Genomic DNA, 19,951 nt, shown 5'->3' on the forward strand with positions numbered 1-19,951 from the left:
AGTTAATCACTTCCACCACGGTTATTTTGCGTCTTGTTAAACTATTCTTTTCGGTGTTGTTTGCCGGCATTACGTTCGCGGTTTGACAGCTGGTGTGGTTGGTTTGCCGTGGCATTCTTCCGGGGTTCATTTTCCCTTGATGGTTGCCGGTGTTGTTTTCCCGCATTCCGTTCCCGGTTACTTGGACCAGTCGGCTGTTGTTCGTGTTCAGCCGGTTCTTCCTTAGGCAGGGTGATTGGTTCTGGAGGAACCACTTCGAACTCGGCTGCGAGTCGTTTTTCAATCCGAGGCCGCATTAAAACGATGATTAGTGTTTGCAGGCAGGCGAAAATTCCTCCCACAAAGAAGTACAGGCCTAATCCCGCCGGTGAAATGTAGGTCATGAAACCAATCATTATTGGGGAGTAAAGCATCATGGCGCTCATCATTTTCTTTTGTTCCTTTGGGACGCCGATCGTTGCGAGCCATCCTTGAAGGGCGTAAATCAGAAACGACAGCATCACAAGCCAGAAGCACCGGTGTCCCAGGTTGACCCCCATAAAGGTTGACCGGGATAACTCGGGCGAGTACTGGATGGCGGCGTATAGGGCGGCGAAAATCGGCAACTGAATTAACAGTGGCAGGCAGCCCATCCCACCCGTCATCGAAATATCATTCCGCTTGTATAGTTGCATTAATTGCTGACTAAGAGCCATCTGTTCATCCTGGGATGAAACGTGCTGCATCTTTTCCTGAATTTGCTGCATGTATGGCTGAATTGCCTGCATTTTAACCTGCTGCACGGTTGCTTTTTTCGACTGTTGCACCATAATTGGCATCAAAATAAGCCGAACGGCAAACGTGATTAAAATAATGGACCACCCGTAGCTTCCTCCTAGGAGGTGGGCCAACCAATTCAGAAGGTGTTGGGTTGGAACTGCAAGGTGGGTATACGTCCAGCCCACCGGGTGCCCGTGTGCGTCCCGGCGAACACAGCCACCTAGAAGAAGCGCAATACTACTGATTGTCGCTACGGTTAGCAACTTTTTTTTGTGTTTCATACGATTAAAATTATCCTTTCGTGGGTTAATTAATACCGCTTAATACTGTACTCCGAATAAGGCGTGGTTTTCAACCAGGCTAATAGTACGTTACCCGGAAATCATTATAGGAAGCAGGGGCAATTTTTTTGCTTGTTAGGTGCGTAACGTGTCCTGCGGGAGTCGGGCATGCCCGCACTTTTTCAATGAACTGGTGGACGGTTTGCGCGTCACCCTGTGCAATGATGTCAACCGTTCCGTCTGGAAGGTTGCAAACGGTCCCTGTAATTCCAAGTTCATCGGCAAGGGCCTTAGTACTGTACCGGAACCCGACTCCTTGAACAAGACCACTGACGTTAAGATGAACAGCTTCTTCCATAATAAATTTGTCCTTTCGTTGTCAGATTACCCTCATTATACCGTAGTTTACAGTAGGGGTTATTTATAGGTTAGGGATTAATTTGTGCTATGATTATTGACAGCATGAGTTTCGGGAGGGTTCAGAGATGAAGATTGGTATTGATCGAATTGCGTTTGCGACGAGTAATCAGTTCGTTGATATGGCGGAGTTAGCTCACGCACGGCACGAGGATCCTAATAAGTATTTAATCGGGATTGGGCAAAAGAAAATGGCTGTTATTCCCCCAACACAGGATATTGTAACGTTAGCAGCCAGTGCAGCTAAAAAGGTGTTAGGCCCCGAAGAGCGGGATCATTTAGGAATGATCATGTTTGCAACGGAATCAGCAGTCGATAATTCGAAGTCAGCGGCGGCACCATTAATTCGCCTTCTTGACCTTGATCCGCATGTCCGCGTTGCTGAATTAAAGCAGGCATGTTATACGGGAACAGCTGGATTACAGTTAGCAAAGGGGCAGATCGCCCTTCATCCAGAGCAGGTTGTGTTAGTCATTGCTGCAGACATTGCCCGGTACGGTTTGGATACTCCAGGAGAACCAACTCAAGGGGGCGGTGCAGTCGCAATGACTGTCCGGGTAAATCCTCGGATTTTAGCCCTTGAGGATGATGCTGCCGTGGTTACAAAGGATATTATGGACTTTTGGCGGCCGTTTGGGTGTGACGCTGCGTTTGTAGACGGCAAATATTCGACCGAAGTTTATTTAGACTTCTTGGCCGACACGTTTGCGCACTATCAGAAAATGAATGGCCGGACCCTGGACGATTTTGCCGCGTTACTATTCCACCTTCCGTTTACCAAACTGGGATTAAAGGGATTACGTCAGCTAATTGCCGATGCTGATCCAAAGGTTGGCGCCCGGCTAGCCCAACAATTTGAAGCCGCCCGGGAGTACGGAAGCCAGGTTGGTAATCTGTATACTGGTTCATTATACTTAAGCTTAATTTCATTATTGGAAAATAGTACAACGCTGCGGGCGGGCGACCGCATCGGGTTGTACAGCTATGGCTCTGGGGCAGAAGGTGAATTTTATTCTGGAATTCTTCAGCCGGGATTTGCTGCCCAGTTTACAACTAAACCAACGGGGCAGGCGCTTGCTAGTCGGAAACAGGTTAGTGTTCCGGAATATGAAAAATTATATGATGCTGCCGTTCATGGCCCGGCAGAGTGTGTCCTTAATGCGGATGATGATCCGGCTGACTTTGTCTTTACTGGTGTTCATAATCACATTCGACAATATGAACACCGGGAAAATTAAGGTTTTTGAGAAATGACGGGTTTGATAACGGCGTTAGATCTTGTAAAATAAAGATTGTAGTAACTTTGAGAAATCAAAGGTTTAAAGGAGAAGTTCGATGAGTAATGCGGACATCAACTCAACGGAAACGCAACCGTTAGTAAATAAAGTAACAAGCAAAATTGACTTTTTACAGCAACTCCAACAGGCAATTGAAGCGCATGACGACCGGCAGGTGTATGCGCTGATTGACCAGCAACGGTATGACCACGAAATCCAGAAGAAGGATGACGAGGGGCAACCGGATAATACGACGTTAATCAGCGACGTATTTCCCGAATTAAGCTCTTTCCTAAGTACCAGACTGGTTGAATATTTACACAAGGTTTACCCGTTCTTCTATTTTGAAGAGACCCAGGAAGGACAGTACCAGTTCTACTTTGGTAACTGGTGGGGGCGGCGTTTATTTGGAACGCTTGACGTGCTTAACGTTAAGTTGGTTTTCAATGATGAAGAATATGAAAAGGTAGCCACGGCTTTTGCCCTTGAGGCGGAGCATAAACGCTATAATAGCGACCAAATTGATGATCTTTCCCAGGAAAACGACCGCTTACAACAGCTGATTGACGAGCAAGATAAGCGTGATCAGCGGAAGGCTGAAATTCGGACACAGATTCGGCAGCTTTCGCAGGAGAAGGGCATGTTTTTTGGCGGAGCTAAGCAACGCGATGAAAAACAGCAACTGAATGCGGAGTTATCGCACCTAACCGCATTGGATGAAGAAGCTGATAATGCTTATGACAAGATTAAGCAGAATAATGAGAAAGTGTTGGCGTTATCAAAAGAGGATACACTAATCGGCTACGAAAAGCAGAGTATTGTTGATCAGTTTGGGAGCTTCAAGAGTTTTGAACAGCGGAATAATTCGCTGTACCGGGACTACATTGCTCAGTTAATTGCGGCTCAGGACTAGGGTGTAGGTGATCAAAATGAGTGACGAACAGGAAAAACGGGTAATTAATCCGCGCGAACAGGGCGATGAACTCAGTACAACTGGGCGGCTGATGAATTATAATGAGCAGCTCAAGCGGGAACTGAATAAGGGATTAGATTTTACCCGGCAGTTGGATCAGTTAATTACAACCACGGATCCGCATGAATTACTTGCGGCTGCTGATAAGTTGACAGCATTTCAGCTGAATTCAGCCTACCTTGTCTATCCTCAGCAGTTTAGCAAGGCTGACTACTACCTAATTTTTCTTAATCGGTTACTGCAACAGCACCAGAATGAGACCGTTACGCTTCGGGCTGACGAGGATGCTGATGAGCTTTACCATGAATTCCCTGAAATTACGGCGGATGGGCACTTTGCATTTACCTTTGCTGATGAAGCTGAGCAGGGGGCGTATTACACTGAACGCACGACAGGGAACGCCTTGTTTTACTTAAACTTCCAAGAAAAAGTGATGCGAATTAATAGTCATGCCGTAACGAATCTGATGGTTTTAGACTATACCAAGCGTTATCACTTCGAAGTTATTCACCGGTTTGAAAAGTACCTGTTAGCGATTGGCCAGTACCTTCAGCAGGACTTTAACTTCGACGTTGACTTCAGCGTTCTTGACCCGGCAAACGGCCATTTCCACCCCTTCCGTCAGGTCGGACGGCCGGAACAGGCGCTTGATAAGCTCTTCATCTTAGCTTCAAATGCAGGCCGAATGCTAACGACCAGCGGGGCAAACGATGCCGTTTTGGATTTAGGAATGGGAACGAGCGTCCAGATTACCGTCGATCCTAATAGAGAGGCCGTCCAGTGGGGGTTAATTGTCACGGATGATCAGCAGCAGGTTTCGTGGTTCGACCTGCTCTTTAAGTACGAGTTTTTACGGGACTGGTACATGGAGAACATTGAAACCCTTGAAATTGCAGCGGATTCTCGTTATTTCGGCGATTAGGAGTGGTTTAGGTGGATATTGCACGGATGGCGCGGTTAGCATATCAAAAGGGAGTCCAGTCTATTCTGCCGGTTAAGCACCCCTCAGAAAATGAACGGTGGGCAAGTGGAATGGTTGCGCTAAACGTTGCGTTAGCAGACCTTATGCCGCTAGTGCGTCGGCAAGAAGAATTAGCGGATCAACTGGTGGCTGCCTATTGCAAAGCGTTGCGGGCTTTTTTAGCAGTTGCTAATGATAAGCAGTGGACGTCATTTTTGTTTATTGACGAGCAACAGTTAGCGGCTTTTCAGGGAAAGTGGACAAATGATTCGGATAACGCAGTGTACCTGATTATGCAACAGCAGCTTAATAAAAGTTATTTTGAACACCGTCATCAACCGTTTGTACGGGCGTGGCACGTTTTCTTAAAGTTTGGGTTTTCCCGCTTGCGGCTAGATCCGGTAACGGTTGAAATGAAGTATGTGACGATGTTTGGTTAATTGACACTACCGGGAATGATTAAGTATAATGTTCCGGTAGTTTTATGGTTCGGTAGCTCAGCTGGATAGAGCATCCGCCTTCTAAGCGGGTTGTCGTGGGTTCGAGTCCCACCCGAATCATTTAGCCGTATAGTTAGAGCTATCAATCTGTGAGGTGAACTGTGATGTTTTTAACAACTGGTGGAATTAACAATGCGTACGCAATTAAGGGAATTGTGAATGCAACCGTTAAACGAACGCTTACTGCAGAAGAAATTGATGCGGTGGACCAGTACGACGAGCTATATACCGAAGTTAAGTCCAAGTTAATTGAACGGGCGGTTACCAAGGAAGGTGACGGTGTCATCAATGTTCGCTTTGAACCCCAGATTGTGCGCGTATCAGTGGGGCCAAAGTATATGATGTTACACGGCTACGGAACGGTTATCAAATTGGTGCGCAATAAATAGTTGAATAGGGTAAACGGAGGCTGTCACGGGAGGTGAAGCCTCTGTTACTATTAATTGAAAACCTGATAGTAAAAGCGGTTCATAAAATCATTCTAGGTTTTATGAACCGCTTATTAACTAGTTTTTTTCTAATTATTAGTGTGATGGTGCGGGCCGTATTCCCCGGTAAAGCATCATCCCTGCAGTGTAGATTAAAATGCCAATAACTAACCAGGTTAACAGCCGGGTATTTAAATTCTTGAAGAGGGTAACGGCGATGATTACCCCGGGGATTGCGCCAAGAGCAATCCAGAAAGAGGCCTTTCGGTCGTAGTCTTCGTTCTTGATAAACTCCCGGCTGGCGACCGGTTGAAGCAGGGCACAGGACGTCATCATAATTGGAAAGGCGCACGCCGGTGTCAGCCCAAGGAGGTAGGTCAGGGCCATGCACGGAGCGTATAAGCCAATTCCCGCAGTCATTAACGCTCCCAGAATAAAGTTTCCGCCGATGCCCAGTAAGAGACGCCCCCCAGTCAATCCGGTAGCGGTGTTTCCTTGACCAAGCGTTGCCATCACACCAGTAATTTGGAGTGTCATTAGGCCTGCAGTTGCTAACAGCGCAATTCCCATAATAATCCGGATGTGCCGTTCGTTAAAGCGGGCGATTATCCGGGAACCAATTGACGCACCAATCACGGCGGCGAGCACCATGCTAATTAAGGTTAGTCCATCGACCTTGATGGTTTTAGCGAAAAGGGTCGCTTCCAATAAAACGGCAGCCGTACAGCTAACGTTTAATGTTCCAGGAAGAAGCCGGTCATTTTTGAGAGAACGCGTCATCTTTAATCCCAGCGTTGCGACTGCAAAGCTACCAATCCCGAGAGAATCTAAAAAATTGGCGATAAAACCGATTCCCGCCGTAATCCATTTGCCGGGTTGGTTGACGCTGTGCCAGTGGTGGCGGATATCAGCGAGAAAAAGCGTCCAGAAATAGATACATCCCAGGACAAGAAACGTTCCAATGATAAGTGCCATAATAATCAATTACTCCCTTAAATTTGCCGGTGCTGGTGAAGGTCAGCGGATTCTTGTGAGGACAGAGTCCCGAGATCGACCAGCTGCTGCTCAATTTGGTCAAGTAACAGGTTGCGGTCTGCGGGGCGTTCAACAAAATCATACTGGTCACCGTCGATTACCATCATTGCACTCCGGTTATAATTCTTTTCCCAGTCTGCATAGTATTGCAGGAGGGTGTGGTAGTACTCAACGAGGGACGGATCCGTACTGATTTGCTCGTAATCCCGCCCCCGTTTTTCAATCCGGTGAATCATGGTATCGTATGAAACCCGGATATAAATTAGTAGATCATGCGTATTAGTGGGTTTCATAGCATCAAGCTCGGCCAACATGTTGTGCAGGAGTTCTTCGTACACCGAGAACTCAAGGTGCGTTGCGTTTCCCATATCCGTATTCATTTTCATGAACATTTCGTCTTCAAGAATCGACCGGTCAAGGATATTATTTCGCCCCTGGATTGCCTTTTTTATCATTGCAAATCGGCGATTGATAAAAAAGGTTTGAAGTAGGTATGTGTACGGGTTCGATGCATTTGGATTGCCATTTGCCCGCGCCTTAGCGGCCTGTTCATTTCCCTTATAAAAGAGGGGGAGGACGGGGTTGTCCGCAACGGGCTCAAAGAACGGGGTTGTGTGTAATTCATCGGCGAGAATGCGGGTGAGGGATGATTTCCCCGACCCAATTACGCCAGCAAGGGTGATCATAAGGTACCTCCCAAATTAACTAGTATTCCTAATTAATTCTACTGGTCGGTTAATAAAGTTGCAATGCGGGGGTGAAAAGAATTAGTGCTTATGAATCATTTCCACAAAAAATTCACAATTTGCGTCAAAAATAATATTGGGCGAAATGGACGGACTGTTGTATGCTCATAACATAGCTGTTTCTTAGCGAGTGCCAGTAATGGTATTAAATCCCACTGGAGGTGGCGAAAATAATTAATAGTACAAAACGCCGGGAAATCCTGGACGAATATTTTAAACGGGTAGCAATCTTTACCCCGACCGAACAGTCGTTTCTTTTTTACAGTCCTGAGGTTCAGGTTATTGAATACGGACGACGTGAAATTATTTGTCATGAACATCCCCAGCACCATAACCTATACTATATTGCTCGGGGAATTGTCGGGATGGCAACGACTGACATTGCAGGCAACCGGCTGACCACCCTTTTGTCAGCCCACCATTACTTTCCACACGATGTTTATCAACCGAATCATTCCCATTATCCGGTTGAGGTTCAGGTATATTCACCGGTCGTTCAGGTGATTGTTTTTCCCCAGAAGATTGTGAGGGTTCTTCTTGAGAATAGTTCTGCTTTTCAGCGCGAATTGGCGCGGGACTTGTACCATCAATTTCGGATGTTTCGGCAACTGGTAGAATACGAGGAAAGCCCCGTGGTGCGGCTTCGGGTTCGAAAAGTGTTGCAGTATTTAGGAAAGCACCTAGGCCAGAATTCCGATGGAAGCTGTGTTTTACCAGTGACGGTAACGGGCGGGGTTTTATCCCGGTTAGCGTGTATTTCACGGGCAACATTGACGAAGAACATTAAGCTCTTAGAGGACTTACGTTTAGTTGAACGAACCAGCGATGGAATTGTATTGACCGCTCGTTTTTTAGCAATGGATGATGATGAACTTTTTCGCTAATTACCCCGAAAATTGTTATAATGTGCCTATATTTAGTGCGGGGGAGATCATATGAAGAAGAATCAGCGGCAAGAATTGATTAGGCACCTCATTGAGCAAAATCACGTTCGAACCCAAAAGCAGCTTCTTCAATTAATGACGAAGCGTGGGGTAATCGTTACCCAGGGAACGATCTCAAACGACCTACGTGAAATGGGGGTAGTCAAGGAAAAATTGGCCGACGGAACGAGTACCTATGTTTCTGCCAAGGGACGCCAGGGGCAGCCCCGTGCGGATATAATGGATTTAATTTTAACCATTACGCAGGTCGAGTTCCTGTGCGTTATTAAAACCGCACCCCAAGATGCTGATTTATTAGGTGTTTTACTGGACGAGAGTTCATTTCCAGAGGTAATCGGCACGCTTGCTGGTTATGATACTGTTGTGGTGATTAGTCAATCGCGAACTGCCGCAACACACCTTATTCAACGCTTACAGCCGGCTAGTTAATGATGGTTGGAGGACGATGAGAATTAATGAAAAGGCAAACTGAACGGGAAAATGATGACCAGTTTGGTGCGCAATTTTGGCGATGGTTCAAGGAGAAGTGGCACCGGTTTCAATTAGGAAAGTGGCTGTTAATTGTTTTTTTAAGCTGTTTTTTGATTACGAGTGTCCGGCTTGTATATATTGCGAAAACGGCGCACGTGCGGGAATTAAAGAATGCGCTTGAGCAGAATACTGTTATTTATGATGAAAACGGGAATAAGGCGGGGACGCTCTATTCTCAGAAAGGGACGTGGGAGCCGCTTAACCGGATTTCACCGAACATGCAAAACGCCGTGTTATCAACTGAGGACCGGAATTTTTACCACGAGTACGGCTTTTCGGTTAAGGGAATCGGGCGGGCGGCCCTTTCGTATGTTAAAAACCGCTTACTCGGGCGTGATTATATCAGCGGTGGGGGAAGCACCCTTACACAGCAACTGGTAAAGAATGCCTTTTTATCGCAGGAACAGACCTTTAGCCGGAAAGCCAAGGAGCTGTTTATTTCCGTGCAGGTTGAAAACGATTATAGTAAGCGCCAAATATTTACGATGTACCTGAATAACGCCTACTTTGGAAAGGGTGTTTGGGGGGTTGAGGACGCGGCTAAGCGCTATTTTGGGGTGCATGCCCGCGACCTAACCGTTCCCCAAGCCGCGGTATTGGCGGGAATGTTAACGAATCCTAACGGGTTTAACCCGGTTGATCACCCGAAGGCTGCTTTGGCACGACGGAACCTTGTTTTACAGTTTATGTATGAAAACCATAAACTAACTGCGCGGCAGATGCGCCGGTACCAGAGAACGCCGATAATTACCCGGAACACGTTCCACTATCATTCGGGATACCGTTATCCGTATTACTTTGACGCGGTAATTAGTGAAGCCCACCGGGATTATGGTTTATCCGAACAGCAGATTATGAACCGGGGATATAAGATTTATACGAGTTTGAACCAAAACTACCAGCGGCAACTGCAACGCAATTTTGCAAACCCTGATTTGTTCCCGGTCAGCCAGAACGGGGTAAGGGCGCAGGGAGCGGCAATTGCGATGAATCCCAAAACCGGTGGGGTAACGGCGGCTGTTGGTGGCCGGCAGGGGTCCCACGTTTTCCGGGGCTATAACCGGGCAACGCAGTTATCGCGTTCACCAGCATCAACAATGAAACCCATTGCTGTTTACTTGCCGGCAATTCAGAGCGGGTATCACTATGATTCGATGATTCCTGACCGAATCGAATCGTATGGATCTAACCATTACACGCCACATAACTGGAATAATGTGTGTGTTGGGAAGTTGCCGCTGTACTCAGCTTTAGCGCAAAGTAAAAATACCAGTGCGGTATGGCTGCTCAACAGGATTGGTGTTCAGAAGGGATACGCGATGGCCAAACGGTTTGGGATTCCGGTCACTAAGCGGGACGAAAACCTCACCTTACCCCTTGGTGGTTTATCAAAGGGTGTCTCGCCGTACCAGATGGCGGCGGCATACTGTGCGTTTGATAACGGTGGGGTAAAGGAGCAACCGCACTTTATTACCAAGATTGTGGATGCGGACGGCCACGTTGTTCGCCGAAAAAAACCGCTGCGGGCAAAGCGGCTGATGTCCCGTCATGATGCCAACGTAATGACCAGCATGATGATTGATACCTATAAGGTTGGTGTGGGGAAAGACGCTAAGCCTACCGGATACGAAATTGCCGGGAAGGATGGGACGGCGCAGGCAACGACTAAGGATGCGCCCCCAATGAGTCAAAAAGATAGTTGGTACATTGGTTATACGCCAGACGTTGTACTCGCGACGTGGGTTGGTTTTGATAATGGAACGCCATTCCCAATTACTGGGATGCGTAACGGGACGAGTCTCTTTAAACAATCAATGGAGGATATTCTCCCGTACACTGCTGGCACCAAGTTTACCGTGACGGATGCGGCAACGAAGATGCAGCGGCTTGATGCCGGTAATCATGCCCAGTCAACTGACAGAGCAGGTGGCTGGAGTCATTTTAAAACCCAACTCCAAAACGGGTGGGATCACGTAAAGACGCAACTTGGCAACTGGGGTAATACTGCTAAAAGCTATATTCAACGGTATATTCCGTAACGAATTGTTGATTAAGGAAGGAAGAGTAAGGTCATGCAACGAAAAATTTACGATTACGCTGACGGGGATGAGGTTAACCTTTTTATGGTAATTAAGGCAGCTGATGTGCGGGTTGCTAAAAATGGGAATAAGTACATTGCGTTCACCTTCAGTGATCCGTCAGGAGACATTACGGCAAAGTACTGGGACGCTCAGCCCGATGAAATTAGTCGTTTTCAACCAGGAAAAGTTGTGCTGGTTACGGGGAAAAGGGACGTGTACCAGGGCAAACCGCAAATTAAGTTGCATCATCTTCGGCTAACCACTGCAAATGAACCCCATGATCCGGCGGCATTCATTCCTGCCGCACCGTGTTCGCAAGAGCAGCTTGAAGGGGAAATCAACCAGTACGTTAAGGCGATTACTAACCCAACCTGGCAGCGGATTGTGGAGTTTATGTTACGGCAGTTTCATGATGCCTTCTTCACCTATCCTGCGGCGAAGACAAACCATCATGCCTTTTTAGGTGGACTTGCATACCACACGGTGTCGATTTTGCGGCTTGCCGAGGCGGTTGGGGAACAGTACCCGGATGTTCGCCGTGATCTGCTTTATGCAGGGGCGATTTTACATGATTTGGGAAAAACGGTTGAACTAACCGGACCGGTTGCAACGCAGTACACGGTTGCGGGGAACCTGCTCGGGCACATTGTTTTGATTGATGAACGGATTGTTGAAACGTGTGCCGCCCTTGGAATTGATCAGTATAGTGAGGACGCGCTTCTTTTACGGCACATGGTGATTGCGCACCACGGCTTATTGGAATACGGTTCTCCTGAACGCCCGGCTTTGCTTGAAGCGGAAATTCTTCACCACCTTGATGATCTGGATGCAACCATTCAGATGGTGAACGGGGCGCTTTCCCAAACAGAGCAGGGGCAGTTTAGTGCCCGCATCTTTGGCTTAGATAACCGGCGTTTTTACCGGCCGCAACAGGACGCCACCCCGGATGGTAAGTAGCGGTATATGAAGAAAAGCTCTCCGGTAACACAATGTTACCGGGGAGCTTTTCTAACCAATGTTCTTAGTGGATTACTGGGGATTTTGTTGTCCACTAATGTAATTAGAAAGAATATTCTTAAGGTCTTTGTCCTTAATCTGAACGTTTCCGTTCTTGAGAACCTTCTGGGCAACCCGTTGCAGGGTGGCCTGGTTATTCATTTGTTCGTTAATAATTTGGTTGCGTAATTCCTGCTTGTGGTTAGCCATCTTTCCCTTTGCTGGGTGCTTAATGCAGTAAATTACGACGTAGCCGTAGTCCGTTTTAACCGGTTTGTCGGTGAACTTACCCGGTTTTAACTTGAAGGCGGCATCCTTAAACGTATTGTCTAACCCAGACGTTTCGTTATTAAACGGTGGTAGCTTTCCACCGTCATTCTTTGTTTGATTGTCGATGGAATTCTTCTTTGCCAGTTTTGAGAAGTTAGCGTAGGTCCCGTTTTGCTTTAACTGGTCGATGATGTTGTTGGCATCGCCTTCGTTTTTAACCACAATCCGGGCAACCGTAATGTTCGGTTGGTATTCCTTCCATTGTTGCCGGAGCATCTTTGGCGTAATTGTCGTGTTAGCCTTCACTGCCGCCCGAAGAAGCAGGTTGGACCGAATTTGCTGCTTGAAGGTTGCTTCCGTTAGGTTTTGTCGCTGTAAAACGGTGTCAAAGTTCTTTCCGTAGCGTTTCTGATAGGCATTGAACTCGGAGTTTACCTGTTTTTGGGTAACCTGCTTGCCGTAGTCCTTTTCAAGCACCTTGGTAAGAATCATCTGTTGAAGCACCTGTTTTCCAGCAGGGGTCTGCTTCATTTTGTCATAGTACTGTTGCTCGGTAATCTTTCCGCCGGAAGTAGTTGCAACCGTCTTTGAACACGATGCAAGGCCGAGTGACATGAGGACAGCCGCTGCGCCGACCAGCCATTTCTTTTTCGTCATCCTACTATTCACATCCTAACTTGGTTAATAAGTAACGCCACTATCGTACCATAATCATTCGCTGTTGAGTATGGTTAACCCAAACGGATTGAAAAATTTGATTAATATTTAGGATTGTTTTCTGGCTGCCAATCGTTCGTCAAAGACGACGAGGAATTAAGTTGGTCCCAGGCCTGTTTTACTGCCTGCCCGTTGTTAATGACATCCTTGCCGGCAGCCAGTAATTGTTGAAAATCACGACCGATAATACGGAGGCGAACGGCGTTTTTAGTAACTGCGCGGTTGATTTCGTTCCGGTAGTGATAGCTACCCAACAATAGGGCGCCCCAAACTAATCCGGTTGTAAGGGGATGTTTCATGGTTAATCCTCCAGGTGTGCTTTGATGTTATCAGCAATTTGCTGTAAATCAGCGTTTGTGTACTTGTCTGAATTATCCTTAAACGTCATTGCAAAATCATCATGGTCGGTATACCGGGGAACAAAGTGAATGTGAGAGTGGAACACCGATTGGTAGGCTACCTCACCGTTATTGTTGACGATGTTTAATCCTTGAATGGCAGGGTTTGAAGCCTTGATTGCCCGGGCAATCAGGGGAACGTGCCGAAAGACGTCCTGGGCAAGCTGGTCGTCATACTCAAAAATATCGCGAACATGCTTCTTAGGAACAAGGAGGGTGTGTCCGGGTGTCCCCTGTGAAATGTCAAGGAATGCCTTAACCTGATCGTCTTCATAGATCGTTACGCTTGGGATATCACCGTTAATAATTTGACAGAAAATGCAATCGGCCATTTTAATCGCCACCTTATTAGTTTTGTTCCTATTATACACTAGTGGCTCGGGCTGCTGTGATATAATTCAATCGACAATATTGGAAGGAGTCGGACGGTATGGTGCTTGAAGTAGACAATCTTGTAGGGGGATATTCCCGTATCCCGGTGCTTAACGGGATTAGTTTTAAGGTGGCTGCTGGTGAACTGGTAGGACTGATTGGATTGAACGGTGCCGGTAAATCGACAACCATTAAACACATTATTGGGCTCCTCCAACCACATTCGGGAACGATTAAGGTCTCAGGGACTACGGCGACGGCGGATCCAACCACGTACCACCGGCAGATTGCATACCTTCCTGAAACGCCGGTATTGTACCCGGAATTAACGTTACGGGAACACATTGAAACAACTATCAAGGCGTATGGTCTTGATGAAAAGCAAGCATGGGAGCGGGCCCACCGGTTACTGACGATGTTCCGGTTAACTGATCGGCTTGACTGGTTGCCGGTTAATTTTTCAAAGGGAATGCGGCAAAAGGTAATGATTATTTGTGCGTTCATTACTGATGCTAAGTTACTAATCGTCGATGAACCGTTTTTGGGGCTTGATCCCGTTGCAATTCACGATTTTCTCGCGTTAATTAAGGAAAAGCAGCAGCATGGGACGGCCGTGCTGATGACAACGCACGTGTTGCCGACGGCCCAGCAGGTGTGTGATCGGTTTGTCTTCATTCAAAAGGGGCACATGCAGGTAACGGGAACGCTCGCGGAAATTCAAACGCAGCTTGCGATGCCGGATGCAAGTCTAGAGGATATTTACCTGCACCTTAACCAGGAGGCGGTTCATCATGAATGAGGTATGGCACCAGCGCTTAACCGCCTACCATAAAGAATTACTGCGGTACGCCAAGTATATTTTTAACGATCACTTCATCATTGCGGTGCTTTTTTTACTGGGGGGAATCGGTTACGAATACGCCCAGTTACTCCGAACACCCGTAACCCGTCAACTTCAGTGGGGAGCGCTCCTGATTACCGTGTGTTGTGTAGTGATTACTACCAACCTCGGTCACTGGATGACGTTGATGAAACCCGCAGATTGGGTCTTCTTGCGGCCAGAAACCGTCCGGATGACCCGGTACCTGCAGACGGCATGGCGCTATAACCTGGCAGTTGGTTGGGGCGTTCCGTTAGTTGGCGGTATTATTGTTATTCCGCTGTTACACCATGTTTTGGCAATTTCCCGGGGAATTGTGCTGCTCTTTGTTATGGGATTGATCATTATGCGTGGAGTGGTAATTACTGCGGGATACTGTCAGAGTATGCGCCCTGATGAAGCCGGATGGCAAAAGCAGCTTATTTTTAGGGGCGTGCTTCCCGTAATAAGCGGCTTGGTGATGTTGGTTAGTCCGTGGCTGGCACTCGTAGTAATTTTTGCTTGGTTAGTTGGGGGCTTGGTTCTGGCGCACCACCAGGGGACGGTCCAGTGGCAGCGGAGCATTACAACCGAGCAACACCGCATGCAACGGCTCTATCGCATTATTAATCTGTTTGTGACCGTGCCAACGGTAACAGTGCGGGCTCATCGCCGGCGGTGGGCTGACGGGATGGTTCGGCTACTTGCGGGGCAGGATGCAATGCAGGGTTTAGTTGCCAGGGCGTTTGTTCGGAGTGGTGATTATTTGGGGATGTTTGTCCGGTTACTACTGGTTGGAACGGTTGGTGTACTGGTCGTCCATAACGGATGGCTGGCGGTGGCGCTTGCAGTCATTATTGATTACCTGATTATTTTTCAGTTATTCCCGCTGGAACACCACTTTGATGATGCAATCTTTGTGCGCATCACGCCGTCGTTGTGGACCCAGCGAAAAGTGGCGGTTCGGCGTGTCCTTTCCCGGTTATCATGGGCTCCCGTAATCTGTTTTACAGGAGCGGTATTGTGCGGTACGCGAAGTTTAGAATTGGCCGGATTGAGCGGGGTGTTAATTGCGGTCGAGAATTACCTGTTAAGCGCGGTGTTTCAACGGTTTCATGGCAGAAGAAACGCTTGACATGGACATAACAAGTTTGTAGACTAATTGTGGTTATTTGACGTTGATAAGGAGCGGTGCCGGATGGACTTTGAATTGGATGACGGCTGGCAGGTCCTTCCGATTGAGGGTGACACTGGGACGGCCTACATGGGAGTTAAACAGGACCAGCGGATTTTCTTAAAACGGAATCCGTCACCGTTTCTTGCGGCTCTTTCAATTGAAGGAATTACGCCCCGGTTGATTTGGACCCGGCGAACGACTTCCGGGGATACGTTAATTGCCCAGAAGTGGTTGAACGGCCGGTGCCTTACCAAAGAAGAAATGAAAACCTCGCGGGTTCGGCGGCTATTATACCGGGTTCATCATTCTGATATTTTGCGTAGTATGCTCCGCCAGGTTGGCGGTCAGGTACTGACGCCAAGTGCCTTTTTAAGAAGGGTGCTTGCGCAGTTAACGGTTGATCTTCAGGAACACCCGTTGATTCAGCAGACGGTTACGCTTCTTCAGACGGAAATTCCGCGGACGGTTAAACAGGATTACCGGGTCTGTCACACCGATTTGAATCACCGGAATCTGTTGTTATCAGCGGTGGGGCAGCTTTACCTGGTTGATTGGGATCACGCAATTATTGCGGACCCCGCGATTGACTTGGGAATGCTCCTGGCTGATTACGTTCCGCTTGGCCAGTGGGATGACTGGCTGACCAAGTATTATGGGCATTTTCCGGATCGGGTCTGCCGGCAAGCGGTTTTCTGGTACGCTACCGGAACGCTTGTCCAGCGGATTGCAACGTCTCACCATGCGGGGCGGTATCACGAAATGAACCAAGCGCTTCTCCTGCTTAAACGGGTCGCACCGCTGTTAGCGGAGCAGGGTTCCGGATATCACACACCGGATGTTAGTTAAATGGATTGTTTAGTGGAATAATGAAAGCTCCCTCCATATCGTTTGGACCGGAGCTTTCCGTGTTTTAACAACTAGATTTAAGGAGAAATTATGCGGTTAAAAAATAAGCCTTGGGCCCGGCCGTTAATCGCGGCCAATCCCCAGTACGTTGTAACGGAACCAGCAAAATTACGTGGTGCTTGGCAAACCCGCTTCGAGCGGCAAGCGCCCCTTTACCTCGAATTGGGGATGGGAAAGGGCCGCTTTATTATCGAAACGGCAAAACGGCATCCAGAAAATAACTACATCGGAATTGACCTGCAGCCGGTTGCGGTTGGAATTGCCTTAAAAAAGCAGCTGGAAGCTCAGTTACCGAACCTGCAGCTAGTTGTTGCCGACGGGGCTGCCCTGACAAGTATCTTTGCACCAGCGGAATTAGCGGGAATGTACCTCAATTTTTCTGACCCGTGGCCTAAGAACCGGCATGAAAAGCGGCGGTTAACGTATAAAACGTTTTTAGCACAGTATCAGCAGGTTGTTGTTCCGGGCGGATACCTTGAGTTCAAAACGGATAATCAGGGGTTATTTGAGTACTCACTTACCAGCATGAATAATTTTGGCCTGCATTTTGAACGGGTGTGGCTCGATCTTCACGCCGATCCGGAAGTAACGGATAACGTTATGACGGAGTATGAAGAGCGGTTTAGCAGTAAGGGACAACCGATTTATAAATTAATCGTTAGGTTTCCAGCTGAAGAAACGGAGCAGATAACAGATGAAGGAAAAACGGGGAACAATTAGTTTACCGGCAACGGTGTTATCACGAATTGGTGTCTCACCGGGGGACCGGGTGATGGTGACGGTGGATGGGAACCGGCAGCCTGAACTGCGGGTTCGCCCCCTTCGCTCCGCTGAAAGTCGGTTAGCGCCGCTGTACTACTTAATTCCGGCGGTGCTTTGTGCATTGTTCTTTTTGGGGTACTTCGGCGGGTACCGGCACATTTATCAGGTTCCGCTTGCGGGGCAATGGTCGATTGCAAGCGGAACGATTTTGTTAGGAGTTATAAGCGGAACCCTGGTTTTTGGGTGGACGTATCTTCGGCGGCGGCATGAAATCCAGCAGTGGCTCGGGAAGGGGCTTTACTGGCGAAGCATCATTACAATTATGGCCTCGTTTATTATGCTGTTAGGAATTGGATTAGTGGCCGCCTTTTGGCTTGCAGCCACCTTTTTTAGGGGGCTTCATTTTGGAGTAGGGACCGCCACGTTCATTGTTTTTTTGGTGACAGCGGTGGTGAACTACCTGATGATTCGGGCGGCTGCGGGCATTGCACCGGCCGTGATCTTCCGGTTATTAGTGCTCGTCCTTTTTGCGGGAGCGTCCCTCTCGATTGTGTCGAATAGTGATAAACGCTGGTGGCAGTATAACATTAGTTTTTTGGGTTCTAACCGCGCGAGTGACAGTTGGCAGTTTAACATCACGTTGGTTGTGGTGGCATTGCTGATGGTGTGTTTGTTTGACTACCTCTTTTCAGCACTGCAGTCAAAACTAGGGTTCCGGTGGCGCACGGTGGTTTTACACTGCCTGCTTACGGCCTTTGCGCTCTTCTTAGGAGCAATCGGAATTTTTGCGAATAATGGTGGTGTGATGCATGCACTCCACATTCGGGTCGCGGCTGACGCCATCTATACGTTACTGTTAGCGATTGTCCTGATTCACGTCTTACTTCCTGAGAGTCCCCGGAATTTCCAGTTACTTTCGTATGGCTTGGGAGTGGGACTATTTGGAACGGCGTTTTTATTTCAGGGAATTCACTACCTTTCCCTTACTGCGTTTGAAATCATTGAATTCTTGATGGTCCTGGGATGGCTGCTTTTATTTTTCCAGGTATTGGAAGACTTAATTAGTGATACGAATGACGTGTACGTGGTTACAATTCAGCCGGCGCACCATCGTGATGACGCCGGCTGGGATGATTAATCAAGTGGGGTGAGGGTGAGAACGTGACCGTTAGTTGCATCAGCAACGAACGAATAGGTTTTTAGCTGACCATGCTCATCACGGGTAATGCCGCCGTAAAAGCGGTGCCGGGGAGCAGCTGCGGGTGAAGCAACCGTTTCTTCCTCAATCCACGATCCCACAATTGGCGCTTTTTTTCCTAATTGGGCCTTAACGGTTTCTAAGACTTGGTTAGCGGCAGAGTGGTGCTTTTGCTGAATATGTTTAATGATTCCGTAACCCGTAACCGCTAAAATTCCGCAGCTGATTAAGAATGTTCTTTTTTTCATGTTAGTCCCCCCTAAAGGAATGTTATTAACCTGTTTCCATTGTATCATGGACGGAAAGAGAAATTGTAATTTAGGGGAGAACAGGGTAGAGTAAGGGAAGATAATTAGTTTTAGGAGGAAGGCTCATGGAAAAGCTTGCCCAGATGAATTTACAAACGTTGGAACAGCAGTTAACAACCGGGACAACCGTTCTTTTTTTCACGGCTGACTGGTGCCCGGATTGCCGGTTTATCAAGCCTGCAATGCCGGAAATTGAGCAGGAATTCTCCCAGTACCGGTTTATTTTAGTTGACCGGGATGAAAACATTGATCTGTGTGCCGAACTTGGAATTATGGGAATTCCGAGCTTCGTAGTTTACCGTGATGGAACTGAGATTGACCGGTTCGTCGATAAGAACCGGAAGACAAAGGAACAGGTTGAACGTTTTTTACGCAAAATTGGTTGAACGAAGGGAACGATTAAATTGTTGATTTCTTGTTATAACCCCCAGGAATTAGGGGACGTTTTGATGGTGGTTACGGGGCAGACCCGTGGAAAGCAGCGGGTGACCCAGCACGGTGATGTTGTCCGGATTAGCGATGCGGAAACCGATAAGACCCTCGGATACAATTTTTGGCATGCCAAGAACATTATTCCGGAACTAAACGGTCAGGGGCAGGTTCAACTGACGGCTTCTCAAGTGGAGGGGTTAAATCAAGCGTTGAAGGCAGCTAAATTTGACGCGGACCTTGTTGATGATGATACCCCGAAGTTTGTGGTGGGCTACGTTGAAGAAATGGAAGCACATCCTGATTCTGACCACCTACACGTTACGAAGACCCGGGTTGATGACGGAAACGTGTTACAGATTGTCTGTGGTGCGCCTAACATCGCTGCCGGGCAAACTGTTGTGGTGGCTAAGGTAGGAGCGATGATGCCAAGTGGCGCGATTATTTGGCCGGGTAAACTGCGGGGGGTTGCCAGTGACGGGATGATTTGTTCTGCCCGGGAACTAGCACTTCCGAATGCGCCCCAAAAACGCGGAATTATGGAACTTCCTGCGGAGCAGTTCACTGCAGGAGAGCCGTTTGATTTTGAAAAGGGTGCAGCGGTTTTAAAGGTACAGGCTTAGTTT

Annotated in this window: 24 protein-coding genes and 1 tRNA gene; 17 read left to right on the plus strand and 8 right to left on the minus strand. The window is 47.9% G+C overall.

The window, feature by feature from the left end:
• Positions 1-41: 41 nt before the first annotated feature.
• Together yidC and QOR60_RS01290 are read right to left on the minus strand one after the other, a co-directional pair.
• Positions 42-1,040: a membrane protein insertase YidC gene (yidC, locus tag QOR60_RS01285; protein WP_283581551.1), complete on the minus strand. Its 999-nt coding sequence runs from the start codon at positions 1,038-1,040 to the stop codon at positions 42-44.
• 79 nt (positions 1,041-1,119) lie between these two features.
• Positions 1,120-1,398, minus strand: a complete 279-nt coding sequence (locus QOR60_RS01290; protein WP_283581552.1) for an acylphosphatase — start codon at positions 1,396-1,398, stop codon at positions 1,120-1,122.
• Positions 1,399-1,525: 127 nt separating this feature from the next.
• Here QOR60_RS01290 and QOR60_RS01295 point away from each other — a divergent pair, with 127 nt between their 5' ends.
• The 6 genes from QOR60_RS01295 to QOR60_RS01320 all read left to right on the plus strand — a co-directional run bounded on the left by QOR60_RS01295 (position 1,526) and on the right by QOR60_RS01320 (position 5,557).
• Complete coding sequence (locus QOR60_RS01295; protein WP_283581553.1) at positions 1,526-2,695, plus strand: hydroxymethylglutaryl-CoA synthase; 1,170 nt, start codon at positions 1,526-1,528, stop codon at positions 2,693-2,695.
• Between the two features lie 97 nt (positions 2,696-2,792).
• A complete protein-coding gene (locus QOR60_RS01300) occupies positions 2,793-3,647 on the plus strand; it encodes an exonuclease SbcC (RefSeq protein ID WP_283581554.1) in 855 nt (284 codons plus the stop codon).
• Between the two features lie 16 nt (positions 3,648-3,663).
• Positions 3,664-4,629, plus strand: a complete 966-nt coding sequence (locus QOR60_RS01305; RefSeq protein WP_283581555.1) for a hypothetical protein — start codon at positions 3,664-3,666, stop codon at positions 4,627-4,629.
• An 11-nt stretch (positions 4,630-4,640) separates the two neighbouring features.
• Positions 4,641-5,108 carry a hypothetical protein gene (locus QOR60_RS01310; RefSeq protein WP_283581556.1) on the plus strand — a complete coding sequence of 156 codons (468 nt, stop codon included), beginning with the start codon at positions 4,641-4,643 and terminating at the stop codon, positions 5,106-5,108.
• A gap of 46 nt (positions 5,109-5,154) precedes the next feature.
• Positions 5,155-5,228, plus strand: a tRNA-Arg gene (locus QOR60_RS01315).
• A 44-nt stretch (positions 5,229-5,272) separates the two neighbouring features.
• The gene (locus tag QOR60_RS01320; protein WP_283582000.1) at positions 5,273-5,557 is read left to right on the plus strand and encodes a hypothetical protein; all 285 of its coding nucleotides are present in this window, start codon (positions 5,273-5,275) and stop codon (positions 5,555-5,557) included.
• A gap of 135 nt (positions 5,558-5,692) precedes the next feature.
• Here the strand turns inward: QOR60_RS01320 and QOR60_RS01325 are convergent, their stop codons facing one another.
• Positions 5,693-6,571: a sulfite exporter TauE/SafE family protein gene (locus tag QOR60_RS01325; RefSeq protein ID WP_283581557.1), complete on the minus strand. Its 879-nt coding sequence runs from the start codon at positions 6,569-6,571 to the stop codon at positions 5,693-5,695.
• A 17-nt stretch (positions 6,572-6,588) separates the two neighbouring features.
• Positions 6,589-7,317 (minus strand): deoxynucleoside kinase, encoded by a 729-nt coding sequence (locus QOR60_RS01330; protein ID WP_283581558.1) that lies wholly within the window; start codon positions 7,315-7,317, stop codon positions 6,589-6,591.
• Between the two features lie 221 nt (positions 7,318-7,538).
• Between QOR60_RS01330 and QOR60_RS01335 the strand changes: the two genes are divergently transcribed.
• The 4 genes from QOR60_RS01335 to QOR60_RS01350 are packed head-to-tail and all read left to right on the plus strand — an operon-like array spanning position 7,539 to position 11,890.
• Complete coding sequence (locus tag QOR60_RS01335; RefSeq protein ID WP_283581559.1) at positions 7,539-8,261, plus strand: Crp/Fnr family transcriptional regulator; 723 nt, start codon at positions 7,539-7,541, stop codon at positions 8,259-8,261.
• Between the two features lie 51 nt (positions 8,262-8,312).
• Positions 8,313-8,750, plus strand: a complete 438-nt coding sequence (locus tag QOR60_RS01340) for an arginine repressor (protein WP_283581560.1) — start codon at positions 8,313-8,315, stop codon at positions 8,748-8,750.
• Positions 8,751-8,776: 26 nt separating this feature from the next.
• Positions 8,777-10,891 (plus strand): PBP1A family penicillin-binding protein, encoded by a 2,115-nt coding sequence (locus QOR60_RS01345; RefSeq protein ID WP_283581561.1) that lies wholly within the window; start codon positions 8,777-8,779, stop codon positions 10,889-10,891.
• Positions 10,892-10,924: 33 nt separating this feature from the next.
• Positions 10,925-11,890, plus strand: coding sequence for a 3'-5' exoribonuclease YhaM family protein (locus tag QOR60_RS01350; RefSeq protein ID WP_283581562.1), 966 nt, complete (start codon positions 10,925-10,927; stop codon positions 11,888-11,890).
• A 72-nt stretch (positions 11,891-11,962) separates the two neighbouring features.
• Here the strand turns inward: QOR60_RS01350 and QOR60_RS01355 are convergent, their stop codons facing one another.
• The 3 genes from QOR60_RS01355 to QOR60_RS01365 all read right to left on the minus strand — a co-directional run bounded on the left by QOR60_RS01355 (position 11,963) and on the right by QOR60_RS01365 (position 13,646).
• Complete coding sequence (locus QOR60_RS01355; RefSeq protein ID WP_283581563.1) at positions 11,963-12,856, minus strand: peptidylprolyl isomerase; 894 nt, start codon at positions 12,854-12,856, stop codon at positions 11,963-11,965.
• 101 nt (positions 12,857-12,957) lie between these two features.
• Positions 12,958-13,215 (minus strand): hypothetical protein, encoded by a 258-nt coding sequence (locus tag QOR60_RS01360; RefSeq protein ID WP_283581564.1) that lies wholly within the window; start codon positions 13,213-13,215, stop codon positions 12,958-12,960.
• A 2-nt stretch (positions 13,216-13,217) separates the two neighbouring features.
• Entirely contained in the window at positions 13,218-13,646 is a 429-nt protein-coding gene (locus QOR60_RS01365; protein ID WP_283581565.1) for an HIT family protein, read from the minus strand.
• Between the two features lie 98 nt (positions 13,647-13,744).
• On the opposite strand from QOR60_RS01365, the gene QOR60_RS01370 reads away from it, so the two are divergent.
• The 5 genes from QOR60_RS01370 (at position 13,745) to QOR60_RS01390 (ending at position 18,528) form a co-directional block, all read left to right on the plus strand.
• Complete coding sequence (locus tag QOR60_RS01370; RefSeq protein ID WP_283581566.1) at positions 13,745-14,485, plus strand: ABC transporter ATP-binding protein; 741 nt, start codon at positions 13,745-13,747, stop codon at positions 14,483-14,485.
• On the plus strand, positions 14,478-15,680 hold the full coding sequence (locus QOR60_RS01375) for an ABC transporter permease (protein WP_283581567.1): 1,203 nt from the start codon (positions 14,478-14,480) through the stop codon (positions 15,678-15,680). The genes QOR60_RS01370 and QOR60_RS01375 overlap by 8 nt, the downstream gene beginning before the upstream one ends.
• A gap of 27 nt (positions 15,681-15,707) precedes the next feature.
• Complete coding sequence (locus QOR60_RS01380; protein ID WP_408612526.1) at positions 15,708-16,568, plus strand: phosphotransferase family protein; 861 nt, start codon at positions 15,708-15,710, stop codon at positions 16,566-16,568.
• A gap of 90 nt (positions 16,569-16,658) precedes the next feature.
• Positions 16,659-17,348, plus strand: coding sequence for a tRNA (guanosine(46)-N7)-methyltransferase TrmB (gene trmB, locus QOR60_RS01385; protein ID WP_283581568.1), 690 nt, complete (start codon positions 16,659-16,661; stop codon positions 17,346-17,348).
• A complete protein-coding gene (locus QOR60_RS01390; protein WP_283581569.1) occupies positions 17,323-18,528 on the plus strand; it encodes an AbrB/MazE/SpoVT family DNA-binding domain-containing protein in 1,206 nt (401 codons plus the stop codon). Before trmB ends, QOR60_RS01390 begins: the two co-directional genes overlap by 26 nt.
• Here the strand turns inward: QOR60_RS01390 and QOR60_RS01395 are convergent.
• Complete coding sequence (locus QOR60_RS01395) at positions 18,525-18,836, minus strand: hypothetical protein (RefSeq protein WP_283581570.1); 312 nt, start codon at positions 18,834-18,836, stop codon at positions 18,525-18,527. The two genes, QOR60_RS01390 and QOR60_RS01395, sit on opposite strands and share 4 nt — an antisense overlap.
• Positions 18,837-18,961: 125 nt before the next feature.
• On the opposite strand from QOR60_RS01395, the gene QOR60_RS01400 reads away from it, so the two are divergent.
• Together QOR60_RS01400 and ytpR are read left to right on the plus strand one after the other, a co-directional pair.
• Positions 18,962-19,282 carry a thioredoxin family protein gene (locus QOR60_RS01400; RefSeq protein WP_283581571.1) on the plus strand — a complete coding sequence of 107 codons (321 nt, stop codon included), beginning with the start codon at positions 18,962-18,964 and terminating at the stop codon, positions 19,280-19,282.
• An 18-nt stretch (positions 19,283-19,300) separates the two neighbouring features.
• Positions 19,301-19,948, plus strand: coding sequence for a YtpR family tRNA-binding protein (gene ytpR / locus QOR60_RS01405; RefSeq protein WP_283581572.1), 648 nt, complete (start codon positions 19,301-19,303; stop codon positions 19,946-19,948).
• Positions 19,949-19,951: the final 3 nt, after the last annotated feature.

It is taken from the genome of Ligilactobacillus hohenheimensis, assembly GCF_947381805.1.
GTDB classification, from domain to species: domain Bacteria; phylum Bacillota; class Bacilli; order Lactobacillales; family Lactobacillaceae; genus Ligilactobacillus; species Ligilactobacillus hohenheimensis.

Bases quoted from the DNA above. Each gene is read 5' to 3' on its own strand.
- QOR60_RS01375 (WP_283581567.1), top strand. From the start codon at position 14,478: ATGAATGAGGTATGGCACCAGCGCTTAACCGCCTACCATAAAGAATTA.
- trmB (WP_283581568.1), top strand. From the start codon at position 16,659: ATGCGGTTAAAAAATAAGCCTTGGGCCCGGCCGTTAATCGCGGCCAAT.
- QOR60_RS01350 (WP_283581562.1), top strand. From the start codon at position 10,925: ATGCAACGAAAAATTTACGATTACGCTGACGGGGATGAGGTTAACCTT.
- QOR60_RS01400 (WP_283581571.1), top strand. From the start codon at position 18,962: ATGGAAAAGCTTGCCCAGATGAATTTACAAACGTTGGAACAGCAGTTA.
- QOR60_RS01300 (WP_283581554.1), top strand. From the start codon at position 2,793: ATGAGTAATGCGGACATCAACTCAACGGAAACGCAACCGTTAGTAAAT.
- QOR60_RS01395 (WP_283581570.1), bottom strand. From the start codon at position 18,836: ATGAAAAAAAGAACATTCTTAATCAGCTGCGGAATTTTAGCGGTTACG.
- QOR60_RS01330 (WP_283581558.1), bottom strand. From the start codon at position 7,317: ATGATCACCCTTGCTGGCGTAATTGGGTCGGGGAAATCATCCCTCACC.
- QOR60_RS01290 (WP_283581552.1), bottom strand. From the start codon at position 1,398: ATGGAAGAAGCTGTTCATCTTAACGTCAGTGGTCTTGTTCAAGGAGTC.
- QOR60_RS01390 (WP_283581569.1), top strand. From the start codon at position 17,323: ATGAAGGAAAAACGGGGAACAATTAGTTTACCGGCAACGGTGTTATCA.
- QOR60_RS01355 (WP_283581563.1), bottom strand. From the start codon at position 12,856: ATGACGAAAAAGAAATGGCTGGTCGGCGCAGCGGCTGTCCTCATGTCA.
- QOR60_RS01345 (WP_283581561.1), top strand. From the start codon at position 8,777: ATGAAAAGGCAAACTGAACGGGAAAATGATGACCAGTTTGGTGCGCAA.
- QOR60_RS01360 (WP_283581564.1), bottom strand. From the start codon at position 13,215: ATGAAACATCCCCTTACAACCGGATTAGTTTGGGGCGCCCTATTGTTG.
- yidC (WP_283581551.1), bottom strand. From the start codon at position 1,040: ATGAAACACAAAAAAAAGTTGCTAACCGTAGCGACAATCAGTAGTATT.
- QOR60_RS01305 (WP_283581555.1), top strand. From the start codon at position 3,664: ATGAGTGACGAACAGGAAAAACGGGTAATTAATCCGCGCGAACAGGGC.
- QOR60_RS01365 (WP_283581565.1), bottom strand. From the start codon at position 13,646: ATGGCCGATTGCATTTTCTGTCAAATTATTAACGGTGATATCCCAAGC.
- QOR60_RS01370 (WP_283581566.1), top strand. From the start codon at position 13,745: ATGGTGCTTGAAGTAGACAATCTTGTAGGGGGATATTCCCGTATCCCG.
- QOR60_RS01325 (WP_283581557.1), bottom strand. From the start codon at position 6,571: ATGGCACTTATCATTGGAACGTTTCTTGTCCTGGGATGTATCTATTTC.
- QOR60_RS01320 (WP_283582000.1), top strand. From the start codon at position 5,273: ATGTTTTTAACAACTGGTGGAATTAACAATGCGTACGCAATTAAGGGA.
- QOR60_RS01340 (WP_283581560.1), top strand. From the start codon at position 8,313: ATGAAGAAGAATCAGCGGCAAGAATTGATTAGGCACCTCATTGAGCAA.
- QOR60_RS01295 (WP_283581553.1), top strand. From the start codon at position 1,526: ATGAAGATTGGTATTGATCGAATTGCGTTTGCGACGAGTAATCAGTTC.